Annotated in this window: 19 protein-coding genes; 14 read left to right on the top strand and 5 right to left on the bottom strand. The window is 60.4% G+C overall.

The features are described from left to right. Positions 1–210 carry a hypothetical protein gene (locus tag KYN89_RS00905; protein WP_222823381.1) on the bottom strand — a complete coding sequence of 70 codons (210 nt, stop codon included), beginning with the start codon at positions 208–210 and terminating at the stop codon, positions 1–3. A 341-nt stretch (positions 211–551) separates the two neighbouring features. On the opposite strand from KYN89_RS00905, the gene KYN89_RS15465 reads away from it, so the two are divergent. The 9 genes from KYN89_RS15465 (at position 552) to KYN89_RS00860 (ending at position 13,069) form a co-directional block, all read left to right on the top strand. Further along, entirely contained in the window at positions 552–872 is a 321-nt protein-coding gene (locus tag KYN89_RS15465; RefSeq protein ID WP_222823380.1) for a thermonuclease family protein, read from the top strand. Further along, positions 866–1,003, top strand: a complete 138-nt coding sequence (locus tag KYN89_RS00895; protein ID WP_222823379.1) for a hypothetical protein — start codon at positions 866–868, stop codon at positions 1,001–1,003. Before KYN89_RS15465 ends, KYN89_RS00895 begins: the two co-directional genes overlap by 7 nt. Then, positions 1,000–1,197, top strand: a complete 198-nt coding sequence (locus KYN89_RS00890; protein WP_222823378.1) for a DUF6961 family protein — start codon at positions 1,000–1,002, stop codon at positions 1,195–1,197. The genes KYN89_RS00895 and KYN89_RS00890 overlap by 4 nt, the downstream gene beginning before the upstream one ends. Positions 1,198–1,497: 300 nt before the next feature. Continuing rightward, positions 1,498–2,133 carry a S24 family peptidase gene (locus KYN89_RS00885; RefSeq protein ID WP_222823377.1) on the top strand — a complete coding sequence of 212 codons (636 nt, stop codon included), beginning with the start codon at positions 1,498–1,500 and terminating at the stop codon, positions 2,131–2,133. A 246-nt stretch (positions 2,134–2,379) separates the two neighbouring features. Then, entirely contained in the window at positions 2,380–3,507 is a 1,128-nt protein-coding gene (locus tag KYN89_RS00880) for an AAA family ATPase (protein WP_222823376.1), read from the top strand. Then, a complete protein-coding gene (locus tag KYN89_RS00875; RefSeq protein ID WP_222823375.1) occupies positions 3,497–5,749 on the top strand; it encodes a S8 family peptidase in 2,253 nt (750 codons plus the stop codon). The genes KYN89_RS00880 and KYN89_RS00875 overlap by 11 nt, the downstream gene beginning before the upstream one ends. Continuing rightward, positions 5,746–5,988 carry a DUF2188 domain-containing protein gene (locus KYN89_RS00870; protein WP_222823374.1) on the top strand — a complete coding sequence of 81 codons (243 nt, stop codon included), beginning with the start codon at positions 5,746–5,748 and terminating at the stop codon, positions 5,986–5,988. Before KYN89_RS00875 ends, KYN89_RS00870 begins: the two co-directional genes overlap by 4 nt. Before the next feature lie 79 nt (positions 5,989–6,067). Then, a complete protein-coding gene (locus KYN89_RS00865) occupies positions 6,068–11,125 on the top strand; it encodes an NACHT domain-containing protein (protein ID WP_222823373.1) in 5,058 nt (1,685 codons plus the stop codon). 30 nt (positions 11,126–11,155) lie between these two features. After that, the gene (locus tag KYN89_RS00860) at positions 11,156–13,069 is read left to right on the top strand and encodes a hypothetical protein (protein ID WP_222823372.1); all 1,914 of its coding nucleotides are present in this window, start codon (positions 11,156–11,158) and stop codon (positions 13,067–13,069) included. Positions 13,070–13,175: 106 nt separating this feature from the next. Here KYN89_RS00860 and KYN89_RS00855 read toward each other — a convergent pair whose 3' ends face one another. Then, complete coding sequence (locus tag KYN89_RS00855) at positions 13,176–13,940, bottom strand: hypothetical protein (protein ID WP_222823371.1); 765 nt, start codon at positions 13,938–13,940, stop codon at positions 13,176–13,178. 70 nt (positions 13,941–14,010) lie between these two features. Here KYN89_RS00855 and KYN89_RS00850 point away from each other — a divergent pair, with 70 nt between their 5' ends. The 5 genes from KYN89_RS00850 to KYN89_RS00830 all read left to right on the top strand — a co-directional run bounded on the left by KYN89_RS00850 (position 14,011) and on the right by KYN89_RS00830 (position 17,901). Then, positions 14,011–14,670 carry a hypothetical protein gene (locus tag KYN89_RS00850; protein WP_222823370.1) on the top strand — a complete coding sequence of 220 codons (660 nt, stop codon included), beginning with the start codon at positions 14,011–14,013 and terminating at the stop codon, positions 14,668–14,670. After that, positions 14,634–15,047 (top strand): hypothetical protein, encoded by a 414-nt coding sequence (locus KYN89_RS00845; protein WP_222823369.1) that lies wholly within the window; start codon positions 14,634–14,636, stop codon positions 15,045–15,047. Before KYN89_RS00850 ends, KYN89_RS00845 begins: the two co-directional genes overlap by 37 nt. Positions 15,048–15,064: 17 nt before the next feature. Further along, positions 15,065–15,670 carry a hypothetical protein gene (locus KYN89_RS00840; protein WP_222823368.1) on the top strand — a complete coding sequence of 202 codons (606 nt, stop codon included), beginning with the start codon at positions 15,065–15,067 and terminating at the stop codon, positions 15,668–15,670. Between the two features lie 120 nt (positions 15,671–15,790). Then, complete coding sequence (locus tag KYN89_RS00835; protein WP_222823367.1) at positions 15,791–17,398, top strand: hypothetical protein; 1,608 nt, start codon at positions 15,791–15,793, stop codon at positions 17,396–17,398. Continuing rightward, complete coding sequence (locus KYN89_RS00830; RefSeq protein ID WP_222823366.1) at positions 17,398–17,901, top strand: hypothetical protein; 504 nt, start codon at positions 17,398–17,400, stop codon at positions 17,899–17,901. Before KYN89_RS00835 ends, KYN89_RS00830 begins: the two co-directional genes overlap by 1 nt. Here the strand turns inward: KYN89_RS00830 and KYN89_RS00825 are convergent, their stop codons facing one another. From KYN89_RS00825 to mobF, 3 genes are all read right to left on the bottom strand, one after another. Beyond that, entirely contained in the window at positions 17,902–18,390 is a 489-nt protein-coding gene (locus KYN89_RS00825; protein ID WP_222823365.1) for a GNAT family N-acetyltransferase, read from the bottom strand. A gap of 59 nt (positions 18,391–18,449) precedes the next feature. Continuing rightward, entirely contained in the window at positions 18,450–19,550 is a 1,101-nt protein-coding gene (locus tag KYN89_RS00820) for a hypothetical protein (RefSeq protein ID WP_222823364.1), read from the bottom strand. Between the two features lie 213 nt (positions 19,551–19,763). Next, positions 19,764–22,676: a MobF family relaxase gene (mobF, locus tag KYN89_RS00815; RefSeq protein WP_222823363.1), complete on the bottom strand. Its 2,913-nt coding sequence runs from the start codon at positions 22,674–22,676 to the stop codon at positions 19,764–19,766. Positions 22,677–22,688 lie beyond the last annotated feature (12 nt).

Raw genomic sequence — 22,688 nt, 5'->3', positions numbered from 1 at the left:
TCAGATCAAGCCATCATAGATGATCACGTAGACAACGAACGCTAGGAACAACGCGGCAAACAGGTAAATTCCGCGCCGCTCCCAAGGATCAGCCCAGATCTTTTTCCAGGTGTAGGAAGTAAGGCGGTTCTCGGCGATGGCCCGGTCGACTTCGCGAAAGCCTTCCCAGTCCTGCTTTCCGCCGGTGGGAGTATTGTCTGGATCGCTCATTGCTCATTCTCCTTCGGAAGCAGACCAGCACCCTCCCCTCTGGGCCGCCCCTCGCGTTGCCGAGAAAATAGCTGAAAATAATCGGAAAAGCGAGCACGTCGTCTTGGCGTGAAGGTCCGGAAATGAAAGAAGGTGGAATGGCCAAAAGACCACCCCGCGATAATGTCCTCGAGTTCCGGACCGGACGTGACCCGGGCAAGCGCGCCGGAAGAAGAAGCCTCGCCCTTCTTGTAGCTGGCGGTCTGCTCGTTGGCATTCTTGGAGGCCTGGTTGGTATCTATTGGCCCTTTGGGTCGGCGAGCGCCGAAGCGCGAACCACGCACAGCTTTGCGGTCTGCGGCATGGTCAGACGCACCTGCGTCGTCGACGGCGACACAATCTGGCTCGAGGGCGTAAAGATCAGGATCGCGGATATCGACGCACCGGAAATCTCGCAGCCGAAGTGCGACGACGAGTACGAACTTGGCATCAAGGCCCGCGACCGGCTGGTTGTCCTGCTCAACCAAGGCGACTTCGAAGCGGTGACGATTGGAAGCAGGGATGAAGACCAGTACGGTCGCAAGCTGCGTGTCCTGCTGCGCGATGGCCGATCGATCGGCAACCAGCTAGTCGCAGAAGGCCTTGCGCGAACCTGGTCCGGACGTAGGGAGCCCTGGTGCTGATGCGCGACTGGCCCGACAGCGACGATCCGTTTTCGCAAAGCGAGCCGGAATGGAAACTGAAGCTCGAGGCATGGCTTCTGGGTATTCCGATCGTTCTCATGCTTGTTTTCGGCATCGGGGCGCTCTTTTGACGCTCACACGCGACCAGGAACTTTGGGGCATCGCGTTATGGGTCGAGAAGCACCACGGCGATGCCGGGCATGAATTCATTGTGTCGAAGATCGATCAGCTGACCCGGACCGGCGAGGAGGAAGGGGCAAAGCTCTGGCAGGACGTTGCAAATCGTTATGAGCAGCTAGGCGAGCGCACGTCCCATTCCTCTTGATACAGTCGGGAGCGTTAGCCTCGACGGACTTCAAATAGGCTTCAAGCCTTTCGATAGTTCTGCGGCGCGGTCTTCGCCCCATCCTGAGGTCGAGCACGAATCGCGGATCGCCGACCGCGCGCCGTCCGAAGCGCGTTGCCGAAATATGATGATCTTTCAGATGCTTTTCGATCCGTTCCAGCAAGGTCATGTCCCTTTCGCTCCGACTCGCAAATCCCTTGTGTTCTTGTTATGTTCTTAGTAGGATTGCATCCGCGAGTCTAGGAAGATTCCTACGATCAAGATTCGAAGGACAGGCGAATGGAACATGTGAGGGAAGAGCTCGACCGGCTGATCCTCAAGGGCGGATATGGCTACGCGTCGATATCGCGGCTGCTCGGCCGCAACCCGGCCTACGTCCAGCAATTCATCAAGCGCGGTTCACCGCGAAAGCTCGATGACGAGGATCGAAAGACACTCGCCTGCTTCTTCGGCGTCGATGAGCAAGTGCTCGGCGGTCCCGCCAATCCGGTCTCCGACGGCATGGTCGAGATACCCGTTCTCGATGTCGAAGCTTCTGCTGGCTTTGGCGCCGTAGCTGCTAGTGAGACCGCACATACTCGTTTCGGGTTCGATGAGCGCTGGCTGCGGCACCTGACGTCGGCGAAGAGCGCCAGCTTGTCGATCGTCGGCGTCAAGGGTGACTCGATGGAACCCACTCTTAGCGACGGAGATGAAGTCCTCGTCGATTCGTCAGATCACGGCTCGCGACTGCGCGACGGGATCTACGTTCTTCGCTCTGATGATACCCTCGTCGTGAAGCGGATCGCGATCAAGCCGGGCGGCAGGCAGATCACCATTGCCAGCGACAATCCGGCCTACCCTACATGGCACGACATGGATCGGTCGGAGGTTCACGTGGTGGGCCGCGTCATCTGGTTTGGCCGGGCATTGTAGCGGCAAGAACTGGGCCGATAGCAGAACGACAGCTGCCAGGTTGAACGAATGAATACCGCCAGCTTGTAGGCACAAGTAGTATTCGCGATATTTTTCAGCGAGGGCCGAAAGCGATGAAATGAGCGCTCGAGCCGCTTTCCTGCACGCGGAAGTTCAACTAGAAGCGACTTGGACGAGCAATGGCCAAGGTTTACACTTTCACGTTCTAGGTTGACACATAACCCAATTCAGGGTTACAGATGCCGCATGAACGTTGACGCCCCGACTCTCTTCAAGCTCTTCGAAGCCGCGATTTCCGCGGATTACACAACCGTGCGTCGAATCGGCGGACAGCTCGCCCGCAAGTTGGCCGAAGAGAAGGATCCGGAGGCCGCCAAGGCGCTCCAGGCGCTGCTGCGCAAGCGCGGGGTTCCGCTCCAGGCATCGGGCTATGTCGAAGCCCTTCCCCGCGACGCCGGCTCGCGCCTGCCGCTCGTCGAGGAAGAACAATGGCCGACGACACCGCTGTTCCTGAACGAAGAGTCAAGCCACACAATCGAGCAATTTCTGGAAGATGCGGCCAATATCTCGATGCTTTCCGAGGAAGGCGTTTCCTCGCGCCTCGGCGTGCTACTCTACGGCGCTCCGGGTACGGGCAAATCGCTGCTTGCCGGCCATATCGCGGCCAAGCTTGCGCGCCCCTTTTACGTCGCGCGCCTAGATTCGGTCATATCCTCGCGGCTGGGCGAAACATCGAAGAATATCCGGTCTATGTTCGACTTCATCCCGACCAAGGAAGCCGTGCTGTTCCTCGATGAGATGGACGCCATCGCCAAGCTGCGCGACGACCGCCACGAACTCGGCGAGCTCAAGCGGGTCGTTAACACTGTCCTTCAAGGTCTTGATTCACTGACGGATGATGTGATCGTGATTGGTGCGACCAACCACCCTCACCTGCTCGATCCGGCAATCTGGCGCCGCTTTCCCTACAAGGTCGAACTGCGCGCGCCCGACGAGGATGTTCGCGCCGCCATGTGGCTGCATTTTCTCTATCAGGACCGCGACGCCGAGGCATCGCATGCAAGGCTGCTGGCGCGTTTGTCGGCGGCCATGAGCGGCGCGGAGATCGAGGGTCTTTCGCTCGCCGCAAGGCGCCGTTCGATCATCAACAAGCAGCCCCCCAACCTGCCTCACATCCTGCTAGCGATCGATGCGGCTTCGGATGGTGTCCCCCGCCTTCCAGCCGGTCACGAACTCTCACCCGAGGAGCGCAAGCGCCTGGCGCGCATGCTTGTCGACAAGGGCGACCTGCCCCAGACCGAGATCGCCCAGATGCTGGGGGTGAGCCGGCAAATGGTCCATCGCTATCTGCGGGAGGAAAAAGATGGCGAGTGATCCCCGCCGACCTCTGCTCAACCCGGTCCTTCGTTTCACCAAGGAACCGCGCCCGGAAGCGATCACCGGTCGCGGCAAGTCAGCTGCCGGGATCAAGACCGAGCGGCTTGCAACCCAGCGCGCTCGACTGTCGGAGGCCGTCGCCGACATGGCCGAGCAAGGGGCCCGGCATCCGCATTTCGGCGGCCGTGCCGTGGCCTATGCCGCGATGTTCGAGGACTCACTGGCGCCGACTTGGACACCGTCCGACCTGTTCCAACCATCGCATGGTGCCCGTCTGATCGCGCCGCATGCGCAAGGCTATCTCGTTGAACTCGAACTGGCCGCCCTGCCCCGCTTCTCGGCCTTTATCCGCAATTTCGGCACGGTTCGCGACGAGGTCGACATCTCGCGCGTGGAAATGGTGCGCTTCTACGATCAGTCGGACGTGTTGCAGGATCGCTCGATCGACTCGCTTTGGGAGCAGGCGGTCGAGCAGGAAGGCGGTCGTGCTTTCTTCCTCTGGCTGACGCCATTCCGAACGGGCGATGCCGCCGAACAGTTGCTGCTTCAATTTGCCGGGCTGCGCGACGGAATCATTGCCCCCACACGCCCGCAATTGCCCGACCTGGCCACCGCGGCGGATGCTGTCGGCGACCGTGCTGTTGCGCATGCGCTGCGCGCCATTCCGACCGACCGGGTCGGTCGGGCCTTGCGCGAGTATCGCCAGCGTCGCCGGGCGAGGACGTCGGTATTGGTCCCCTCGCGCGAGGCGCTCGCCCGGCTGGTTGCATCTGGCACCGTCGTACGCCTCGATCCGGTCATGCCGATCGTAACGACCCAGCCCGGCGAAGGCCGCGAGCCCGACCGCCCCTTGCCCGCCAATCTGGCCAATGCCCCGATCGTCGGCGTCGTGGATGGCGGCCTCGATGCAAGCTCTTACCTGCCCGCCGAGGCCTGGCGTGCGCCGCCACTGGTCGCGGGCGCCGCGGCCGATGTGATGCACGGCAATCGTGTCACCTCGCTGATCGTTCAGGGCTATGACTGGAACAACAATCTCACGCTTCCGGCGTTGACCTGCCGCGTCGGGACCGCCGCGGCCATTGCCAAGCGCGGTCATCGCGGCCCCACCGAAGAGGATCTGATCGACTATCTCGACGCGGTGATCGGCGCGCATCCCGAAACCAAGGTCTGGAACCTCTCCTTCAACCAGGACCTTCCCTGCAGCGACGACGATGTCTCCTATCTCGGCCATGCGCTGGCGGAATTGGCCCGCCGCCACGATGTCCTGCTGGTCAACTCGATCGGCAACGTGCCCGCCGACCGGCTCAAGCGTCCCGCCGATTGCGAAGCCGCGCTCACCGTCGGCGGACGGCTCCATACCGAGACCGGCACGCCTGGCGACAAATGTCCGGTCAGTCTCGCCGGTCCCGGACCCTGCGGCATGCTCAAGCCCGATGTCTCGCATTTCTCGCATGTCCGAGCGCTCGGCGGGGCAATCATTTCCGGATCGAGCTTTGCCACGGCGCTGACCTCGCCGCTCGCCGCGCACACGATGGAACGCCTTCGCCACCCCAATCCCGATCTCGTGCGCGCGCTGCTGATCCATAGCGCAGATGGCGGCGCCTATGATCCGGCGACGGGTTTCGGAACGCCCGATCTCGTTACCCTGCCCTGGGAGTGCCAGCCCGGCACGGTCACGCTGCAGTGGGAAGCCGAGTTGCGCGACCGCGCGTCCTACTACTGGGAGCTGCCAATCCCACCCGCCTTGCTGCACAATGGGCGGCTGCGCGGCCAAGGCCGTCTGACTGCTATCCTCAATCCGCATCCGATGGTCGATGAATTTGCCGGGCCCAATTATTTCAGTGCCCGGATCAACACTGCAGTCCAATATCCGCGCGGCGACGGTTTCACCAATCTCCTCGGCTCGATGGACACCGACCGGATCCGCGAGCATGTCGCCCGCGCCGACCATTACAAATGGTGCACCGTGCGCCATCATCACAAGGATTTCTCGGCCCGCGGCCATCAGGTCGATGGCGATACGCTGCGCATCTACGCCCGCGTCTACACCCGCGATCACTATGTCTATGGTTATGCGAGCGCCGACGAAGTGCCGGCGCTCAACGCCGTCTTCGTCCTCTCGCTCAGCGGAATCGACGACGGCGCCGACATCTACAACCAGCTGCGCGATCAACTCGGCGTCTTCGTCGAGCCATCCGTGATCCATTCCGACATCGAGATCGAAGGAGGTGACCTATGAGTGACAATGACCGCATGGTGTATCGCCGCGCGAGCGACCAGAAATGGATCGACAAGCGCAATTCTGCTTCGCGCGGCTTTGCTTACGACACCCAGGCCGAAGCGGCGACAGCCGGCAAGCAGCGTTTGCTTAATTCCGGTGGCGGCGATCTGACGATAAAGGGCCGCGACGGACAGATCCGCAGCAAGGATACTATCGGGCGCAAGGACCCCTTCCCGCCGCGCGATCGCGAACATTGATGATGCGGGCCTGGGTAGAAGTGATCCCAGCTCCCCCACGCGAGAGTACACAAGAACCAAACAAAACAGGGCCTTTAACTTGTCCGTTTACGTCACAGGAGGGGGCGGCACCCACCTCGAACCCCGTGTAGCCAGCCATTACCTTGCCGCCATGGTCGCGGAAGGCGGCGCGCGGGGCGTGCTAGGAACGGTTGTATCCATAAAAACTCAGCAGTTTGAAATCGATGCACCGCTGGACGATTTGGTGATCGAAGCGCGCCTTGCCGATGGCACCCGTACGAGACTGGACCTTCAAATTACCACGACGCTCTCTTTCACCAGAAGTGATGAGAAGTGGTTAGACGTGGTGCCAAGGGCATGGGACACCTTCCGACAAGTGGGCTTTGATCCTGCGACACGGCGTATCGGTATCGCAGTTAGTCAGACCACCACAAAGCTCGAACGAAGTATCCAGCCCTTGTTAGCCCGCGCTCGTCATGCTCCCGATGCAGGCCAGTACCGCACACGCCTTGCAAATGAGAACGGAGCCAACAAAGAGCAGCGCGAGTTCCAAGCGGTTCTCGATGAAATTGTGAAGAACTATGACGCGACGGCCTCCGACGACGACGTCGTCAACTTCATGCGATGCCTAGACGTCATCCCTTTCGACCTCGACAAGGAGGAAGCTTCCCGGGACCTCCTTGCCTCGATCGACCAGTTGACGTCGGTCGCTGGGAGCAATGCTGAAGCTCGCCGTATCTGGAGCAGCCTTGCTGCGATGGCGAGCCGTATCCTTCCGAACGGCGGCGGGACCGACCGCACGGGCGTCGTCCACGAGCTAAAGACCGAAGGCTTTGCCCTGGGCTCTGACCGAGCTCATGCTGAGCTGATCGGTGCACTCGACGCTGAATCGCGGGCTGCTGCTGCCAGCATCCGCGAAACCATCCGCGGAAAGTCTATCAACCGCGACGAGCTTCACGAGACCTTGCTAAGCTCGTTAGGCGAGGCGCGGGTGCTTCGCATTGTGGGACAACACGGCACCGGCAAATCCGCTTTGCTAAAGCGCCTGGCATCCGAAGAGCCGGCTGGCGCGCCGATCCTCCTGCTGCGCGACCTCCGAGTAACCGGTGGCGGTTGGGCCGCTCACGCAGCCAAGTTTGGCAGACCAATGCCGATCGCCTCGCTTCTCCGCCAATTCGGACTTGGCGGCGCGCGTACCCTGTTCATTGACGGCGCCGACAAAATGGATGCCGCCGCCCAAGTCACAATCAACGATCTGTTGAAAGCCATTGTCGACACACCGGATCTCATAGACTGGCGCGTGGTCATGACGATGCGCGAAGAGAACGCACAGCGGGTCGACGCTTGGCTCGAACCCGACATCGCTTCGCTCCCCTCTAAGACAATCCGTGTCGAAGGGTTTGACGATGATGAGGCGAACGAGGCAGCCGCTGCGTTGCCGCTGCTGCGACCATTACTCGTTGACACTCGCAGCTATGATGCCGTTCTGCGTAGGCCATTCTTCCTTGATGCACTGTCGCGATTACCAGTGCGCTCCGGTGCTGAAGTACGTTCGGAGGTCGACTTGGTCGATCTCTGGTGGGAGCACGGTGGTGCAGACAGAGCGGATTTCGCGCCTGCCCAAGGTCGACGCAACGCATTGTTGTCACTGGGTGAGGCACTTCTTCTCGGGCCGGGTGTTGCGCTCTCAATCCGTGGCTTTGAGCCGGTGGCCCTTCACGAACTCTCGCAAGCTGGCGTGCTGCGGAACGTCGAACTCGGTGTGTCTGTCGCCTTCTCACACGACATCTTCGAGGAGTGGATCCTCGCAAAAGTCCTGCGCGGGCGTCGGAGTGAGATTGCTCAGGCGCTCCACGATGGCGGTCAACACCCGCAACTAGCGCGCCCGCTACAGCTCTTTGCTGCCGATCTGCTTGAGCGGTCTGAGACCGGAAGCGAATGGGCCGCATTGCTTGACGCCGTCGACGACGACGAACTTCAGACAACGTGGCGTCGCGTAGTGCTCACCGCACCGGTACGGTCTGTCCGCAGCGCGGACATGCTGGACAGGATCGAAGCGATCTTGATGCGCGATGATGCGCGCCTGCTTGCGCGCCTGATCATGTCAGTGCGTACAACCGAGACGGTCCGTGATCTTCGTTTCATGGACGAGAAGCTCTTCCCTGATCTCACAAGCGACCAGCGCGAACAATTTGCTTCGGAGACCGCCGGCCCTGAGATTGTAAGCTGGATGCGTTTGATTGCTTGGCTGATTCCTCGTCTGGGCGTGATGCCTGCATCTCTAGACAAGGAGCTTTTCACCTTTTTGAGCACTTGGGCGTCGTCAATCCCAGGCGAGTTTGGACGATATGCCGGGCTTCAGGAAGCCGCCGCTTGGGCTGCGGAAAAGCTTGGCGATACCGACAGCACAGATGAACGCCGCCGTCCGGCGTTGTGGGGAACACCGGATTACAGTGACGAAGCACGCTGCCTCTTGTTGAGATGCGTCGGCGGGGCGCCCGACATTGTGCGGAACTATCTCGCGAGTATCTCCGACCAGAGGGTCGGGCGAGTGCGCAAACAGATCCTCGAATTAAGCGTCGTCCTTGCCAGCGTGCTTCCAGCTGAGGTCACAGCCTTTCTGAAGCGAGCATATCTTCTCGATCTGGATCGGCCACGCGAGCGTCGTCGTTCAGGCATGATCGAACGCTCCGAAGCGTTAGGTTTCGATGACGACCACGACTTCTATCCAGCCTCACCGGCTCGACCGCCCTTTTTGCATCTGCTTCGAACGCACTCCGCTATCGGCCTGGGATTGATCACTGACCTCTGCAACCACGCGATGGAGGCGTGGCGGCGAAGGCAGACCGGACCAGAGCACACACCCATCCCCATTGTGCTCGACCTTGGCGATGGTGAAAACGAATACTGGGGCGATGAGGGAACTTATCGCTGGTTTCGAGGCGGATCGCATATCCACATGCTCGATACTGCGCTGCTAGCGCTCGATGCGTGGGCTCACGAACGCCTTGCGGCAGGAGATACCCTCGACGAGCTCTGTTTGCGCATTGCCCGCGGCAATAGATGTAACGCGGTGCTCGGAATAGCCGCCGGACTTTGCCTGGCCGACCTCCGCGCTGCGGCGACAAGTCCGGCCGCACTCGAGATCGGAACGCACCCAGCCCTCTGGCAGTGGGACATAGGACGCCAAGTCGGGGACATGGGATCGTTCTCGAACGAAATCGCCCATTGGGGCAAGTGGGCCGTACTCGCGGGCGCCTTGCGAGAACTCAATCGACTCCCGCATAGAAAGCATACGGTTCGGGACCTGTCCGTCTTGTTTGCAGGTATTGCCAGCGATGAGGTGAAGGCGGCTTACAGCGAGCGGTTTGCGACTTTCCTTGAACGGGTGCCGTACAACACCGCAGAGCAGCGCGACGATCCCGATGAGGCAAACGCCACCCGCGCCGCATTCGAGCCGCTGCGCCAACAGGCTGATCCTGCCAACCTCGTGACCCAGGTGGTGGATGGTAAGACGTACATCTCGATGCGCCCACCATATGTCGACGACGAGAAACACCAGGCGTTTCTGGAAGAACAGGCAAGTCTCAATCGTGTTCTTAAGCTTGACCTCTGGGCGCAGAAGGCCATCGAAAGCGGCCAGCCGGGCGAAGAGTTCACCCTTGAAGCAGCCTTCGAGGAGATGATCGCGCTCGACCAGAGCGACCTGCTCGATCAAGTGGCACCTCTGGCCGATATGAAGCGTAGGTACGCGCAATCTGGTGTCGCGGGAACTGCTGCTGTCCTGGCTCGCCACGCCGATGAACTCTGGCCTGAAGTCGAAGAAGCTGTAGTGAATGTTATTCAGCGCGCAGCCACCATGGTCGAGCAGGAGGACGGATTGTCCTACCGCGGCTCCAAGGTTCACGGCCACCCACCAGTCATGGCCGCCCACGCCTACATTGCACTCGTTCGCCGGGTCCCCGCGCGCCACGAGTGGAAAGCCGCGCTTCTGCAACTCGCTGTCGATCCAATCGAGGGAGTTGTGGAAGCCGTGTACAAGTCAGCATCGCTTCTATCCGATTGTGCATCGGACATGCTCTGGAGGTTATTCTGCCTCGCTACACAGCGGGCAGCGCGCACGGCTGCCACTGGGCGCAGCCTGCATTGGTCGCCAGCCGAAGCGCAGGAGCAGTCGGCCCTGGCCGACGAGGCTGAGCAGATGATGGCGAATGGAACCATGCCGAGCGCGCACCCGGCACCCTCAACCGCCGGAACGCGCCGCGGCGATGGATATTACCGTTCGGACTTCCACGAGAACGCGATGCAAATTCCCGTGGGGCCACTCATGGGCTCGACGACGCGAGGTGCTATGATCGACCATGCGGCATCGCTGATCGACTGGGCGCTCGTGTCTCTCGACGAGAAACGGAATCGTGGCGACACGCCATATGAGTGGCTGTTCGCACTATACCGATGGCTGGGCGACCTCATTACTTATATCTCACCTGACGAGTTGCGCGCGCTACTGATAGCACGTGTCGACGCTGCCGAATCCCGGGCGGCGGCAGAACTTGTCGACGGCACTCTGCAGCGTTTCATGCTCAATATCCTGATCGACAAATCACCTATCGATGCCGACACGCTCGAGAAGTGGACCGTGTTGATAGACTGGGCCATCGCACGGCCGGGTTGGGCCTTCACGCCGGAAGACGCACGCCAGCACGATCGCGGAATGGCGATCTCGGCGTTCCTCAGTGTTCCGCATCAAGGGCTCATCAGTGTGATCGATGACGATTGGCCGAACCTTCCTGCGCTACTTCCCTCTATTCAGCGCGCAGCCGAAACGTTTGCCACTGAAAGGACCGCCTTCACCGCTATGCTGTCGATGCTTGAGCGCCGCTCGGCCCAGCTGCTGCCTCAGCCAGGTTTGGCTTGGATCGAGCGCGTTTTGCAGGTGCGCAAGTCGGACGGTGACTTCTGGCACCGAAATTCGAACGGCGAGCTACTAGTCCTCTTGCTGCGCAAGTTGGTCCAACAACATGAGGTCGTGGGAAAGAATAGGGAGATTGTGATCAGGGCGGCAGACCTTCTGATTGAACTTGGTATCAAGGGCGCTGCGCATCTCCAACAGGACTTGGTCAGACTGAAGCGGTGACCCATTTCCGATGTTCGTAGAGGGAGTAAAATGAAGACCGATGTCGCTGTTTTCGTCACCGACGGCGTCAACCGGCAAAACATGTTGTTGCCGCTGGCGACGTTGGTAGAGTCGATGGAAACCCCGCTCGCTGCCGCAATCGCGTCGAATATCCCGTATGGAATGCCCGCTAATCTGGCGCACGACCTGTGCCGACCAGTCGGTTGGAGCGAGCCACGCGGCATCTATTTATCCCGGGACATGGCGCGCCAACTCGGTCGTGTGTTTCTGCCCGAAACAGAGGAAGATCACGAAAGGATCGGCGCGCTAATCCAAGGCTTTGCGAATTGGTCCCAGGCCCGCCAGATCGAACCCTTCGCTGATGGCATCAAAGCCAGGGTGGCGAATCATGCAACCTCGGCAATGCGGCTCTGGCACGGCGAGGCCGCAGGCGCGATCGAGCCCGGCCTTGCGTCCGCAATGTTCCCCGAATTCTTTGCGCTCGGCAGCGAGCATGTCGACAAGGACGGCTTGGTCAACTTCAACTATCTTCGGGAACGGACACGCGAGGTACAGCCGGGAGTTTTTCACGAGCCCGAACGCGACATATTGCTGTTCGCGCATCGCTACTTTCGACGCAGCTTATCGCTCCGCAACAGCCTCAACGCGTATGTGCTGCGAAGTTTCTCTGATGCCGCCGCGTTGGAAGGCATGACTGCCCGCCTGCGCTTGGATCCGGACGTCATTGGGTTGCCCGAGAGCTCGCACTCGCGGATTGAACTCGAATATTGGCACGGTCCCAAATACGATGACGACATCGCTTCTATTCCGGCAGGCGTGGCAGAGCACAAGAGCAATGACGGCGATCGCCACTACTCGCGCATCGACAAGACTCAGATCTGGTGGAAAGACCCCGAAACTCGTTCAACGCCCGGCCTCCTCTCCGAAATTCGCACGTTCGAGATTGAGGAGCTGATCGACGATGAGAGCCCGGGACTACCCGATGGGATGTACGGGTGCCGCTATGCGCATGCAGAATATGACCTAGCCAAAAGTGACCTAGCCCACTTCGACGGCGCTATCCGCGCCTATCCGAGCGAGGCCTACCTGGAGCGGATTGAGCGCAGGATCGACCGTGCCGGCAAACATTCCGACTACACCAAACTGTTCCGACTGGATGGTGCGCTGCCAGTCTCAATGTGGAAACGCGTTCTCACAGACTGGTATCGTGGCAACCGTCTGATCCCAGAGTACCTTGGTGCGCCCGAGGAGGACCTCGCCGAAGCGTACACGCCACCGGGTCGCCATAAACAAAGGAGTCTACCTGCGCTTGGCGCTTTCCTTTGTCTTGAAAAAGCGTCCCCGCTCTCGACAGTTCAGACGCAAGTGGTCGCCGATCAAACTATCGAGCTGGATGGCAGGCCAGTGCAAGTAGCCGAAGTCGCTCAAGGCGAAGTAGGAGCCCTGATGCGTCAATGGGTGGACAGCAGCACCTCATGGATTGCCGCAAGGAGCACGCGAGCCAACCTTGCGCGAATTCTTCTCCCTGGTGACCCACCGAGCGAAACGGAATGGATCGCTGTCGCCGAACCGCTTGCAAGAGCAATATCCGATGATCTCGACACCGGTCTACTTGAACGAATCGCGCTTTCGATCAGCTGGCGAGCCGAAGGCGTCTTGACCACCCTCTCGATCGAGGGCGAAGCCGGGTGCGTTTCGCTGCTACTTGCCGACGCTGTCACAATTGTTCGCCCCGACATGCCGGCCAGCAGCTGGATTGAAGCCTTTCGCGACGCCCTTGTCGATCGGGCCCCCGAGCTTGATGCGCCTGTGGATTGGCCTGCAAATGCCGCAAGGTGCAGTCGCCTTACACTGCTCCGCAACGAGGACTTGAAATTCGATATCCAGCTAAGGGCGGACCAGAATGACACGCAAATTGGCCATGAGGTCGACACGCCCGATTAGATTCTGGCCTCAAGCACTGTCCATCATACGGGACCTCTAGTCTCCACATCTGACCTTCGGACGCAGAGCTGCTGCGCCGGTATGCCACGGTCAAAACAGTAAAGGCTCAAGCGTCATTCTCTTTCGAACCGATCTCTGGTGCAAAGTGGAGCCGCACGTGCTGTCCGGCGGCATCCAGCACCTCGTCGATAAGTTCCACGACCCGTTCGATGAAGGGGTCCGACAAATACCAAACCCAAGGCCGTCCGTTGCTCGTCGCAGACTCGAACCAGCCAGCAGGCCAAGTTTTGACTCGATTGGCGAACGACTCACGCTCGTCGATCGGCCATTCAAACCCGTTATGGAGAACCTTGTTGCGGTAACCAAAGAGAGCCTCGAGCACAGGCTTCAAATCAGCGGGAAGATGGGGTTCGAGTTTCGATACCGCCGAGAGTTGAAGAATGCCCGTGACGAGATCGTCGCGGATCTCCCTCTTTGCATAGGCGAAGTGCGGATCCCAAAACCCGGCGACTGCTCGGACCGAGCGTTCAGATGCTGAATCGTGCCCCAACACGTCATCACTCATCTTGCCGATGCCCCGAAAGATACCGACGAAGAGATTCTCGATGAAGGGTGCGAGCATGCCGACAGCGGCGGCACTCCGCGCTGCATCGTGATAGACGGAGGCATGGACTTCGTCGGTCCACATGCCGACAAGGTGATCGCTGCCGATATCATTTGCGCGTTTGGCAAGCGCTTCGATTTCGTCGGTTTCCTGGCTCGCCGCGGATCGCGCGGCAGCGAGTGCGCCGCGGATAGCGATCAGCTGCGCATCGAGATCAAAGTCCTCGAAATAGAAATGTGCGTAGTCGCGATTGGTGAGCTGAAGCATAGAACGTCTCATAGGCCGGCGAAGATGATAAAAAATGAAAAAGCTGCGGATCCGTCGCTATAGGATCCCAATGCCGACAATCTCTTCGATGACTCTGCCCCGCCCCGACGACTTCCAGGAGTTCGAGAGCATGACCCTCGCGGCCTTGGCGCAGCGCTGGCGATCGCCCAATCTCCAGAAAAACGGCCGCCCGGGGCAGAAGCAGTCAGGGGTCGACATTTACGGGGCTGACGAGATCGGCCGCCCGGTCGCGATCCAGTGCAAGAACTTCGCGCAGGCGCCCAAGCTCGCCCTCGTCGCAAGCGAAATCGCCAATGCCGAACACTACAAAGGCAAGCTCAATACCCTTTTTATCGCAACTTCAGCCGATCACGACGCGAAGATTCAGCAGGAAGTACGCCTCCTGTCGGAGAAACGCGTGGCGGCCGACAAGTTCGCGGTGGCGATGATCTTCTGGGACGAAATCGTCGAGGGGCTTGCCCTTAACCTCCAGCTCATGCGGAATTTCTATCCTCAGATCCATCTTCCCCCCCCGCGACGGTCAATCGCGAACGCCTGCTCGCATCGCTTGAGCTCGGTTATTACGGGCCTTTTCTGTGGGACTACGTCGAGCTGCTCTACGGCGAATTCGGCTGGATGGCACAGGAAGATACCGACCAGCTCGAGGTCATTCTGCGCATCGTCGAGCGGCGCGTGTTTCAGCTGCTCGACGAGGCAGACAGGGCAGTGATCGCACAGAGCCTCGCCAAGATCCGTACCGGCTGTAACAAGAAGTCAAAGGACCGCAAATCCTGGGACCACGTCGAGGACCATGCCAAGCGGATCGCGACTCGCGTGCGTGCCGCGACGACATTTCTGGACGTCGTCGAAGGCAACGCGCTGGGCATCGGAATGTCGCTTGGCACGATCAGCAACCGCTCTGACGACAAGCCGGCGAAAGCCGCGCGCGACGAGCTACGCGGCCGTATCGAGGCCCTGTCGCCCGGAATCGACAGCGGTGCCGTCGCAGCGGCCTTTCGCAAGGTGCAGGCGCAGCGATGGGGATATCAATGGGCGCCCCCGGTGTATCATTGTGTCGAGCGGCAGCTACGATCGCTTCCGGCCTGATGAATTATCGGTAGATCATGATGGTTGAAGCCGATCAAATGCCACGCGTGTTTCAGGCGAATATCGATCGCTTCTATCAACGCGTGATCGTTCCCACACTTGCCGGTCATCGCCGGCACGGGGTGTTGACCGTGGGAGAAGCGGCCTCGATGGATGCGTTTCTCGATCACTGCGCGGCGCAGGTCGACAATCATACCGCTGACGAAGCCGCCAAGGCCTTCGCGCTGACGCTCGATGGTCTCTTCGAGCGGCAGCTCAGTCGCTGGGCTGTTGCGCACGGAAGAAACACTCAAGGGCTCGAAAAGCTTCTCGCCGCGTGTGCCCAGATCGCGTCTATCGACCTAGATGCGATTGGTATTTCGCAGGATCTTCACGAATTGCATCTGGTAGCCAATGTCGTTCGCCATGGCGAAGGCCGATCAAGCGCCGACCTCCAGGCGCGCGCCCCCGATTTGTGGGCCATCGAGACGAACGATTTTGTCGACCTTGCACCTGGATCCACCCCCGCCAGTGAGTCGCTATGCATCCGGGTCGACGATCTCAAGCGGTACGCCCGCGCAATCATACTCTTTTGGGGTCATGCCGATCCCTTGCCTATGGCTGTGCGCGAGCCGATTTTGTGAGCAGCGGGCGAGAAAGCAACCGGCCAGACTTCGATTGAGGGCAGCTCCCGACCTAGCGCTCGAGCCATTTGGTGAATTCGGCGGTCTTGCCGGTATAGGATCGGCAAGGAGTTTCTGACCGTGCCCATACCTCAATCGTACTTTGAACTGCGAGACGTTCTGCCGCTGCGGAGCAAGTCCTGGATTCCGTTGCGAAAGATCACCGACGCTTCTTTCGAAACCGACCAGCCCGATGTTTATCGTCTCGAGGAATGGATCGGGATCGCTACCGCAGCGGTCGAAGACGGACACCGTGCGGCCGCCGAGACGCTCGGGTGGACCGGAGATCTCGATGTGAATCCGCACCGCTCGGGTGTTGAGCGTTGGGGCTATAGTGCCGCAGACGTCTTCCGAAGCTTGAACAAGACGCTCGGCATCAATCTCGTGATCGACCAGCACCTTGAACAGGGCAATCGCAATATCTGGCACCTGCACCCGGATTTGTGCGTCGCGCTTGCGCTGATTCAAGAAGGGGATAGCTGGTTTCGCCCCGAAGAAGGATGGATCGAGGTCGTCAGGCTCAAGCGCAACGACGATGGCGAGCCATTTCTCATCGAGATCAAAGCGGAATTCCTGCGCGACTATCTCGCCGCACGCGGCATGGCGCTGTATTGCTCGAGCTATCGCGAGCGAATTGCCGTCACCATAAACAAGCCGCCTTACGACTGGCCCGCTGATCGCCTCGCCGATGAGCAAGACCGAGATCGGCGCGAAGCCATGACCGTCGCGGCCGATTATCCCGATCCAACTGATCACTATTGGACGAGGGGTGCCCTCTGGCGGACTGAATGGGTCGAACCAGGAACGCTTAGCACGCGCGTCCGCGGCGACGCCGATCCGCATACCACCACTTTCGCGCTCGAAAATGACGGAACGCGCGCGGCGGCCAATCAATTGGCGGGGGCGATGACGTGGTTGTATTTCGAGCCGACGATCGCCTCGGCATTGCTTAGGCATCGCAGTGCAACACTTCGCTGGGCGACCGAAGAAACTGGTTCGCTCGGCGCGACCAACCATGGTGTGCATTTTGGAATCAATGACATTGGACTGATCACCGTTTTCGCCAAGGACATCGGGAGCTTGCAACCATGGGAACAGCGATTGTGGAGTGCACATAACGTCACGCCGGACGGTGGCGTTTCGCGCGAACTCTTCGCCGCGCAGATGGAAGTCAATCCCGCCGCTACCATCGCGCCGGAGATGGGACTGCCTCAAGCAATGGACGCGCTCGATGTTGCATTTTCCTCGCGCTACGGCGCTCGGCTGCTGCGTGAGCACGATTGCCTTCAGGGGCTGCTCCGGCGGGCGCACCGATTTGTTGCCGCCGAGCCGGACGGATTGCTCGAGTTGTCGAAAGAACTAACCCGGCTATTCATCGAGCGCATCGACATCGACGCGATCATTGCCGCAATTGCCCTGCCGAAGACCGACAAGAAACCGGGGTCCCTGAAAGCGCTTGAGAAGCTTGCCGCGCATCACGGCTCCAACGCCGCCGCAAGAACAATGATGGCACCACTCTTCGGCATATACGACCTCCGTCTCGCCGATGCGCACATCGGATCAAGCAAGATCGCGAGCGGCAAGGCGCGCGCTGCAGTCGACGATAGCTCGCCTCCCGTCATGCAGGGTCGTCAATTGCTCCAGAGCTTCGTTGCGACACTCAACCGGATCACGGCTACGCTGACCTGATGCCGACGGAAAGCCCACCCGATTTGAGTGACGAACAATTCGACGCTCTTGTGTCGGTCGGCCACGATGTACTGCGTGCATTTCCGCGAAAGGCGGGTGCTTGTGTGATGATGAGCGCGCTTTATACTGGCAGGCTACGCCATCTCGGCCATACTTCAGCTACACTGGTTGGCGGCGCCTTGTTAATCACAGGCTCTCCGGTCTTCGGCTACGCTCCAGTGGGTGGCAGGCTTAAGACCGACCTCGACTGGGACGGGCACGCTTGGGTTCGGTTTGGCGAATATATCGCCGATGTCTCGCTAGTGACGACCGCCTATTCACCAGGAGCGCCAAAATTGCTCGCAAGCCACATAGCGCCGCGAATGAAACCCACTCAAAGGCTTTATATCGCCACACCCGACGCCGCACGCCGCAACGATCAGCTCGACTACCAGCCACAACGCATTTTTACCGATGCAGAACTCGACCAGCTCTATCGCGGCGCGCTGACCTTTCTGTCGTGATTAGCTCCCCGCCAGCCGGACCAACAATGTCAAGAGCGCATCAGGTTTGAGGAAAGACGGATATGGTTTGCCAAGCGACTTGAAGCCACATTCGCTCAGGATAGTCAGCATCCGCGGCGTCTTGGTGGTTGCATAGACTCCCTGATTGGCCACAAGGCCCACTGCGGCGCGCACCAATTCGGGCGCGTGACCACGTTTCCGGTACGCGGGGTGCACGACGACCCAGCCAAGTTCGAGTGGAAACGCGTCGGCGTTGTCCGCGACGTTTGCCTTCGCGAATTCGCCGCGCCGGTGTGCAGAATAGGGGGTTTTGATCGCTGCCGTGCCGATCAGTTCGTCGCGCTCGAAGAGCATGACCAGCGCCACTGCATCGTCGACCAACCTTGGCAGGATGGCCCGATCGACCTCGCCAGCCGCGGCGACGAACTCAACAAAAGCGGCTTTATCCGATGGAACGAACTCGGAAGGTTTTCCAGTACGTATGGTCATACATCCTGATACCTCCGGGTCTGCACGACTGCAATTTTCGGCGTAGCGCAGCCTTGACATCAGCTGAGGGCCAGGCGGCCGATTAGCTCTATCGCCTCGGCGGGCGTCGCCACGACCTCGCAACCGTAGAGCCGGTCGAGACGGACATGGCCGCTCGTGATCAGACTACGCAGCGGGCCGTCTGTCATGAAGGCGCGGCAGTAGGGAAGCGCCGCGGCCGCGTGGCGAAAGTCGAAGATGTCGTTAGGTTTGATTTTGCGTTTCCTTTCCGATCGCACAGCCGCGTGCAGCATTGCGGGTACGTAGAGGCTGCCGAAGGCGCGCCGATGTTCGTCCTTCTCTAGCGCCTGAGCGAGCATGCCAGTGACGCGTCTGCCAACCCTAATGCTGTCTTCTATGTCGCCTGCCTCACGGTCGTGTCCGGCTGCCGCCGCCATGCGCCGATATTCGCGGGCAGCGATGCCCGTAAGCATGCTCGCCGCACCCGCAATCTCAATTCGCAATGCGGTGGCGTGGCTGTCGATCTCATGAGCATGGAGCGCTTCCTGCTCATTTAAATATGCCGCCATTCGTTCACTCTCCGACCGAGACGCGAAGAGCTCGGGCGGCACCATCTTCGCGAGCATCGACGGCTGCCCCATCCAGGCCTCTTGAGCGAGCGCAACCAAGAGCGCGTCGTTTGCCTCCACGTTAGGGGGACACATATCCTCATAGCCAAGCGCAAAGGCGTAACAGGTCCATAGAGGGCGTGGAGCTGGCGGATGGTCCGGAAACGCCCTTGCGTTGAACGCTTCCATCTCGATCGCCGTACGTTCGTGGTGCGGCACCATCACAACACCGAGACTCAGCCGGTCAACAAGCAGCATCGTTCGCTCAAGGCGTTCAGGAGTTTGCTTGCTGAATTCTGCGATGAGATCGCTTGTAATCGGGAAGAAGAATTTTCCGGACTCCACCGCCAGCCTCAGCGCGCCGAGGAGAGAAATTTTTTCCGGTTCTTCGCTTTCTTCGAATGCCGCTTGGCGCGCCATGACCCAGAAATTGGTGTCGAGAAAGATCGGCGACCTGCTCGACAGCAAATCGACGAGTTCCCATTGGCGCTTTAGAATATGATCGGCGCCAGCGCCCGCCGGCCAAGGCCATTCGAACATTTTTTCATCCATAAGTCGATCTATTTGCACTAGTTTGCCTCAAACCTCCGATGGCCAAGTCGACCCAACAAACTTAGCTTTTTGGGAATTAGCACACTAACGCGCGGCGAGAGTTGTCGAACCGGTATGCCAAAGCAACACGCGAGAGCTATGGGTGAATATCGTCCACTTTTGGTATATCACCAATCGGATTTGATGACGAAGATGAGGGCGCAAGCTTGCCGTTCATATCCCAAAATCCAGCGTCTTGCTCTTGCTCAGGGTCAGCTCCTTCTCGGCCTTGCTAGCCTCCTCCGGTTTCGGCTCAATGGCCTCGTTGCCCTTCTTGCTAGTCGGCTTGAGCCGTTCCGTGACCTCGATGGCGGATGCCTTCTCGCCCTTGTTTCGGGCGACAGCGGCGCCGAGCTTGTCCGAACTGTCGACCACCAACGTCAGGTGATCGCGCAATCTCGTGACCGTCACCAGAAACGTCTTCTGGTTCGACAGGTTGCGCTCGCGACTGTCCATCACCGCGATACCGCGATCCGATGTCAGGCCCTGTGCCATATGGGCGTTGAGTGCATAGGCGAGGTCGATCCGCTTGAGCATCGGATCGTCCCTCTTGAGCTCGATCTGGTCGCCCTTGGAAGTTTCGAAGGTGACCTTGCCTCCGACTATTGCGACAACCCTCGCCTGGTCGGCGTTGAACAGGCTGCGTCGGTGATCATTGCGGGTCCACCGTATCCGGTCGCACTCGTGGATTTCGAGTTTGCGCGGCTCGAGCAAAGTGAGATTGTTGTCACCCTTTCCAGCTTTGATCCGAGCCGGATCGAACCGCGACCGCTTGCCACGCTTGTCCTCGATTTCGACCAGCTTCCCATTCCGGTCCTGCCCGATGACGCGGTACTCACCTACGGAAAGGCCGAGGGCCTGCTGCTTCCTGGAGACCTCGAGCACCCGGCCCGCCCGGTAGGCTGGAAGGTGTCGTAGCTCTTCCCGGGTCGCGTTCACGCGGTCGAGGACCTCCAGCTTCATATTGCCAGGACCGATCTCGCGATTGGCGAGTAGGCCCTGCTGGACCGCCGCGTTGACCGCGGAACGAATTGCGCGTCCCGAAGCGTAGATCGAAGTCCGCGCGCGCGTTTCCTTGTCGAGAGCCAGCCAGGTTTCAGCAGCGACCTGCGCACCATCGCCCCTGGCCTCGACGGTATGCGATTTCAGATGGCGAAGTGCCTTGCGCACGTCGCCTACCTGGGCTGCTGCCTGCGCTTCGCGCACGACCGGGTCTCGGGCGCGCAGGTTCGTAGCCATTTGTGCCCGCGCGATCCCTGCCCGCTGAAGCAGCGCGAACGGCTTGCCCGCATCGACCGCGCCCAGCTGCTTGCGATCCCCCATAAGGACAAGGCGATGAACGCCTGCCAGATTGACAAGGCGAACGAGCTTTTCCTTGTCCTCGTTCGAGACCATCGAGGCCTCGTCGAGCACCAGCACATGATCCCTGAGGCTCTTCTGCGCTTCGGTGCGCAAAGCGACACTGCTCGGATCGTCGAGCAGTTTTGTCCAGCCTCCGAGAAAGCGCGCCAGTGTCTGCGATCCGATCCCGGTATCGCGTTCGAGCATTTGTACGAGCGTGTTCTGGATCGCGAGTCCGATGACCGGGTGTCCTTCATCGCGCAGCACCTCGGCAACGGGCTTCAACACGCTGCTCTTGCCGGCACCCGCGATGCCCTGGACCGCGACCGTGCGATCCTTCGACGTAAGGATCAGCTGCGCCGCTGCCAATTGCCCCTCGTTGAGCCGGAACCCCTGCCCCGTGAGCGCGGCCGCCTGGACAGATGCGACGGCCTTTTGCGGTTCAATCGCCAGCGAACTGTTGCCCTTTCCGGCGGCGACCTCGGACAAGATTCGTTGTTCGGTCACGACAGCATCGCGCGAAGCAAGCCAATCCTTGTGCTCGCCCTTGCCCGCAATCAGGTCACCTGAACGCACCAAAGCCCTGGTCCGCTTCTCGACATCGGCAATCGTGGTCGGCAGCCCGAAATCGAGCGCGGCCTTGTAGAGCGCTGTCCGCTCGAACGCCGCCTCGCGCTGCGAGAGGTGGCGCACCGCCGAGGCAACAGCCTGCGCTGCGGCGATAGTCTGGCGGTCCTGCTTCAGCACCGAAGGGGGCACCAGGGGATCGGCAGGATCGCCCCTTACATGCGCGGCGAGGCGGCTGAGCCACGCCCGACCTCGCTCGGCCAGCGAGCCGATCCGCGTCGCTTCCACGCTTTGCCCGAGCGCCTTGGTCCGGGCGCGATCGACCAGCGGTGGGAGGTCGAGGCCGATCGACTTTGCCGCCTCGCTCCACTGTTTGCCGAGGGTCTTGCGGTCGTCGATCACCTCCTTGCTCGCGCGGGTATCGAGCGCAGCGATGCGGCCGGCTTCAAGGCCCGGACCCCGCCGCGCCTCGAGCACCTCCTTGCGGCGGGTCGAGAACGCCATGACCTGCTCGCGCGAGATCCCGCGCGCCTCGAAATTGCCGTGCTTGAGCACCGGACCCGGCTCGTAGCCAAGCTTTTCGACCGCAACTCGAAAGCGCGCCATTGTGATCGAGTTGAGCGTGGTATTGAGCTGCCAGAGCCGATCGTTCTTGAGCGTTCGCCACTTACCGTCCCTCCCCTGCGTGACGTTGGCGATCACCGCGTGGAAGTGAAGGTTGGGTTCCTGGTTGCGGTTGGTGTCATGCTGGAACAGGCCGACAGCGAGATTACCCGTCGCCTGAGTGACCACCTTGCCCTTCTCGACGATCCGGGTCTCGGCCGCGTTCTTTTCGGCCCAGTGCAGCGCCTCGACGACGGCTTCACGGTAGGCGGCGATGATCCTGTCGTCCTTCCCGACGAGTGCCAGCAGCGACCAGCTCTTGGGCACCGAAAAGGTGAGATCGGTGCCCGGTCTGTGCGCCTGGCCGGGATTGCCGACGCTGCTCCCGTCGGGCAGCTCACCGCGCAGCAGCGCGTCGAACGCCTTGGCCTCGACCTTCCCCTCAAGACCGAGGCGTTTCGCGGCGTCACCGATCCATTGACCCGAACGATCGGCATCGGCACTGGCGTAGTAATTGTCTGAGGCAAAGTAGCTTGCCGCCGCCGATGGCGAACGGACATTGGCGACGGAAAGCATGGGGCAGGATTA

The organism is Alteriqipengyuania abyssalis, assembly GCF_019857185.1.
In the GTDB taxonomy this organism is placed as follows: Bacteria; Pseudomonadota; Alphaproteobacteria; order Sphingomonadales; family Sphingomonadaceae; genus Alteriqipengyuania; species Alteriqipengyuania abyssalis.
This window is presented reverse-complemented; position numbering and strand designations above follow the sequence as displayed.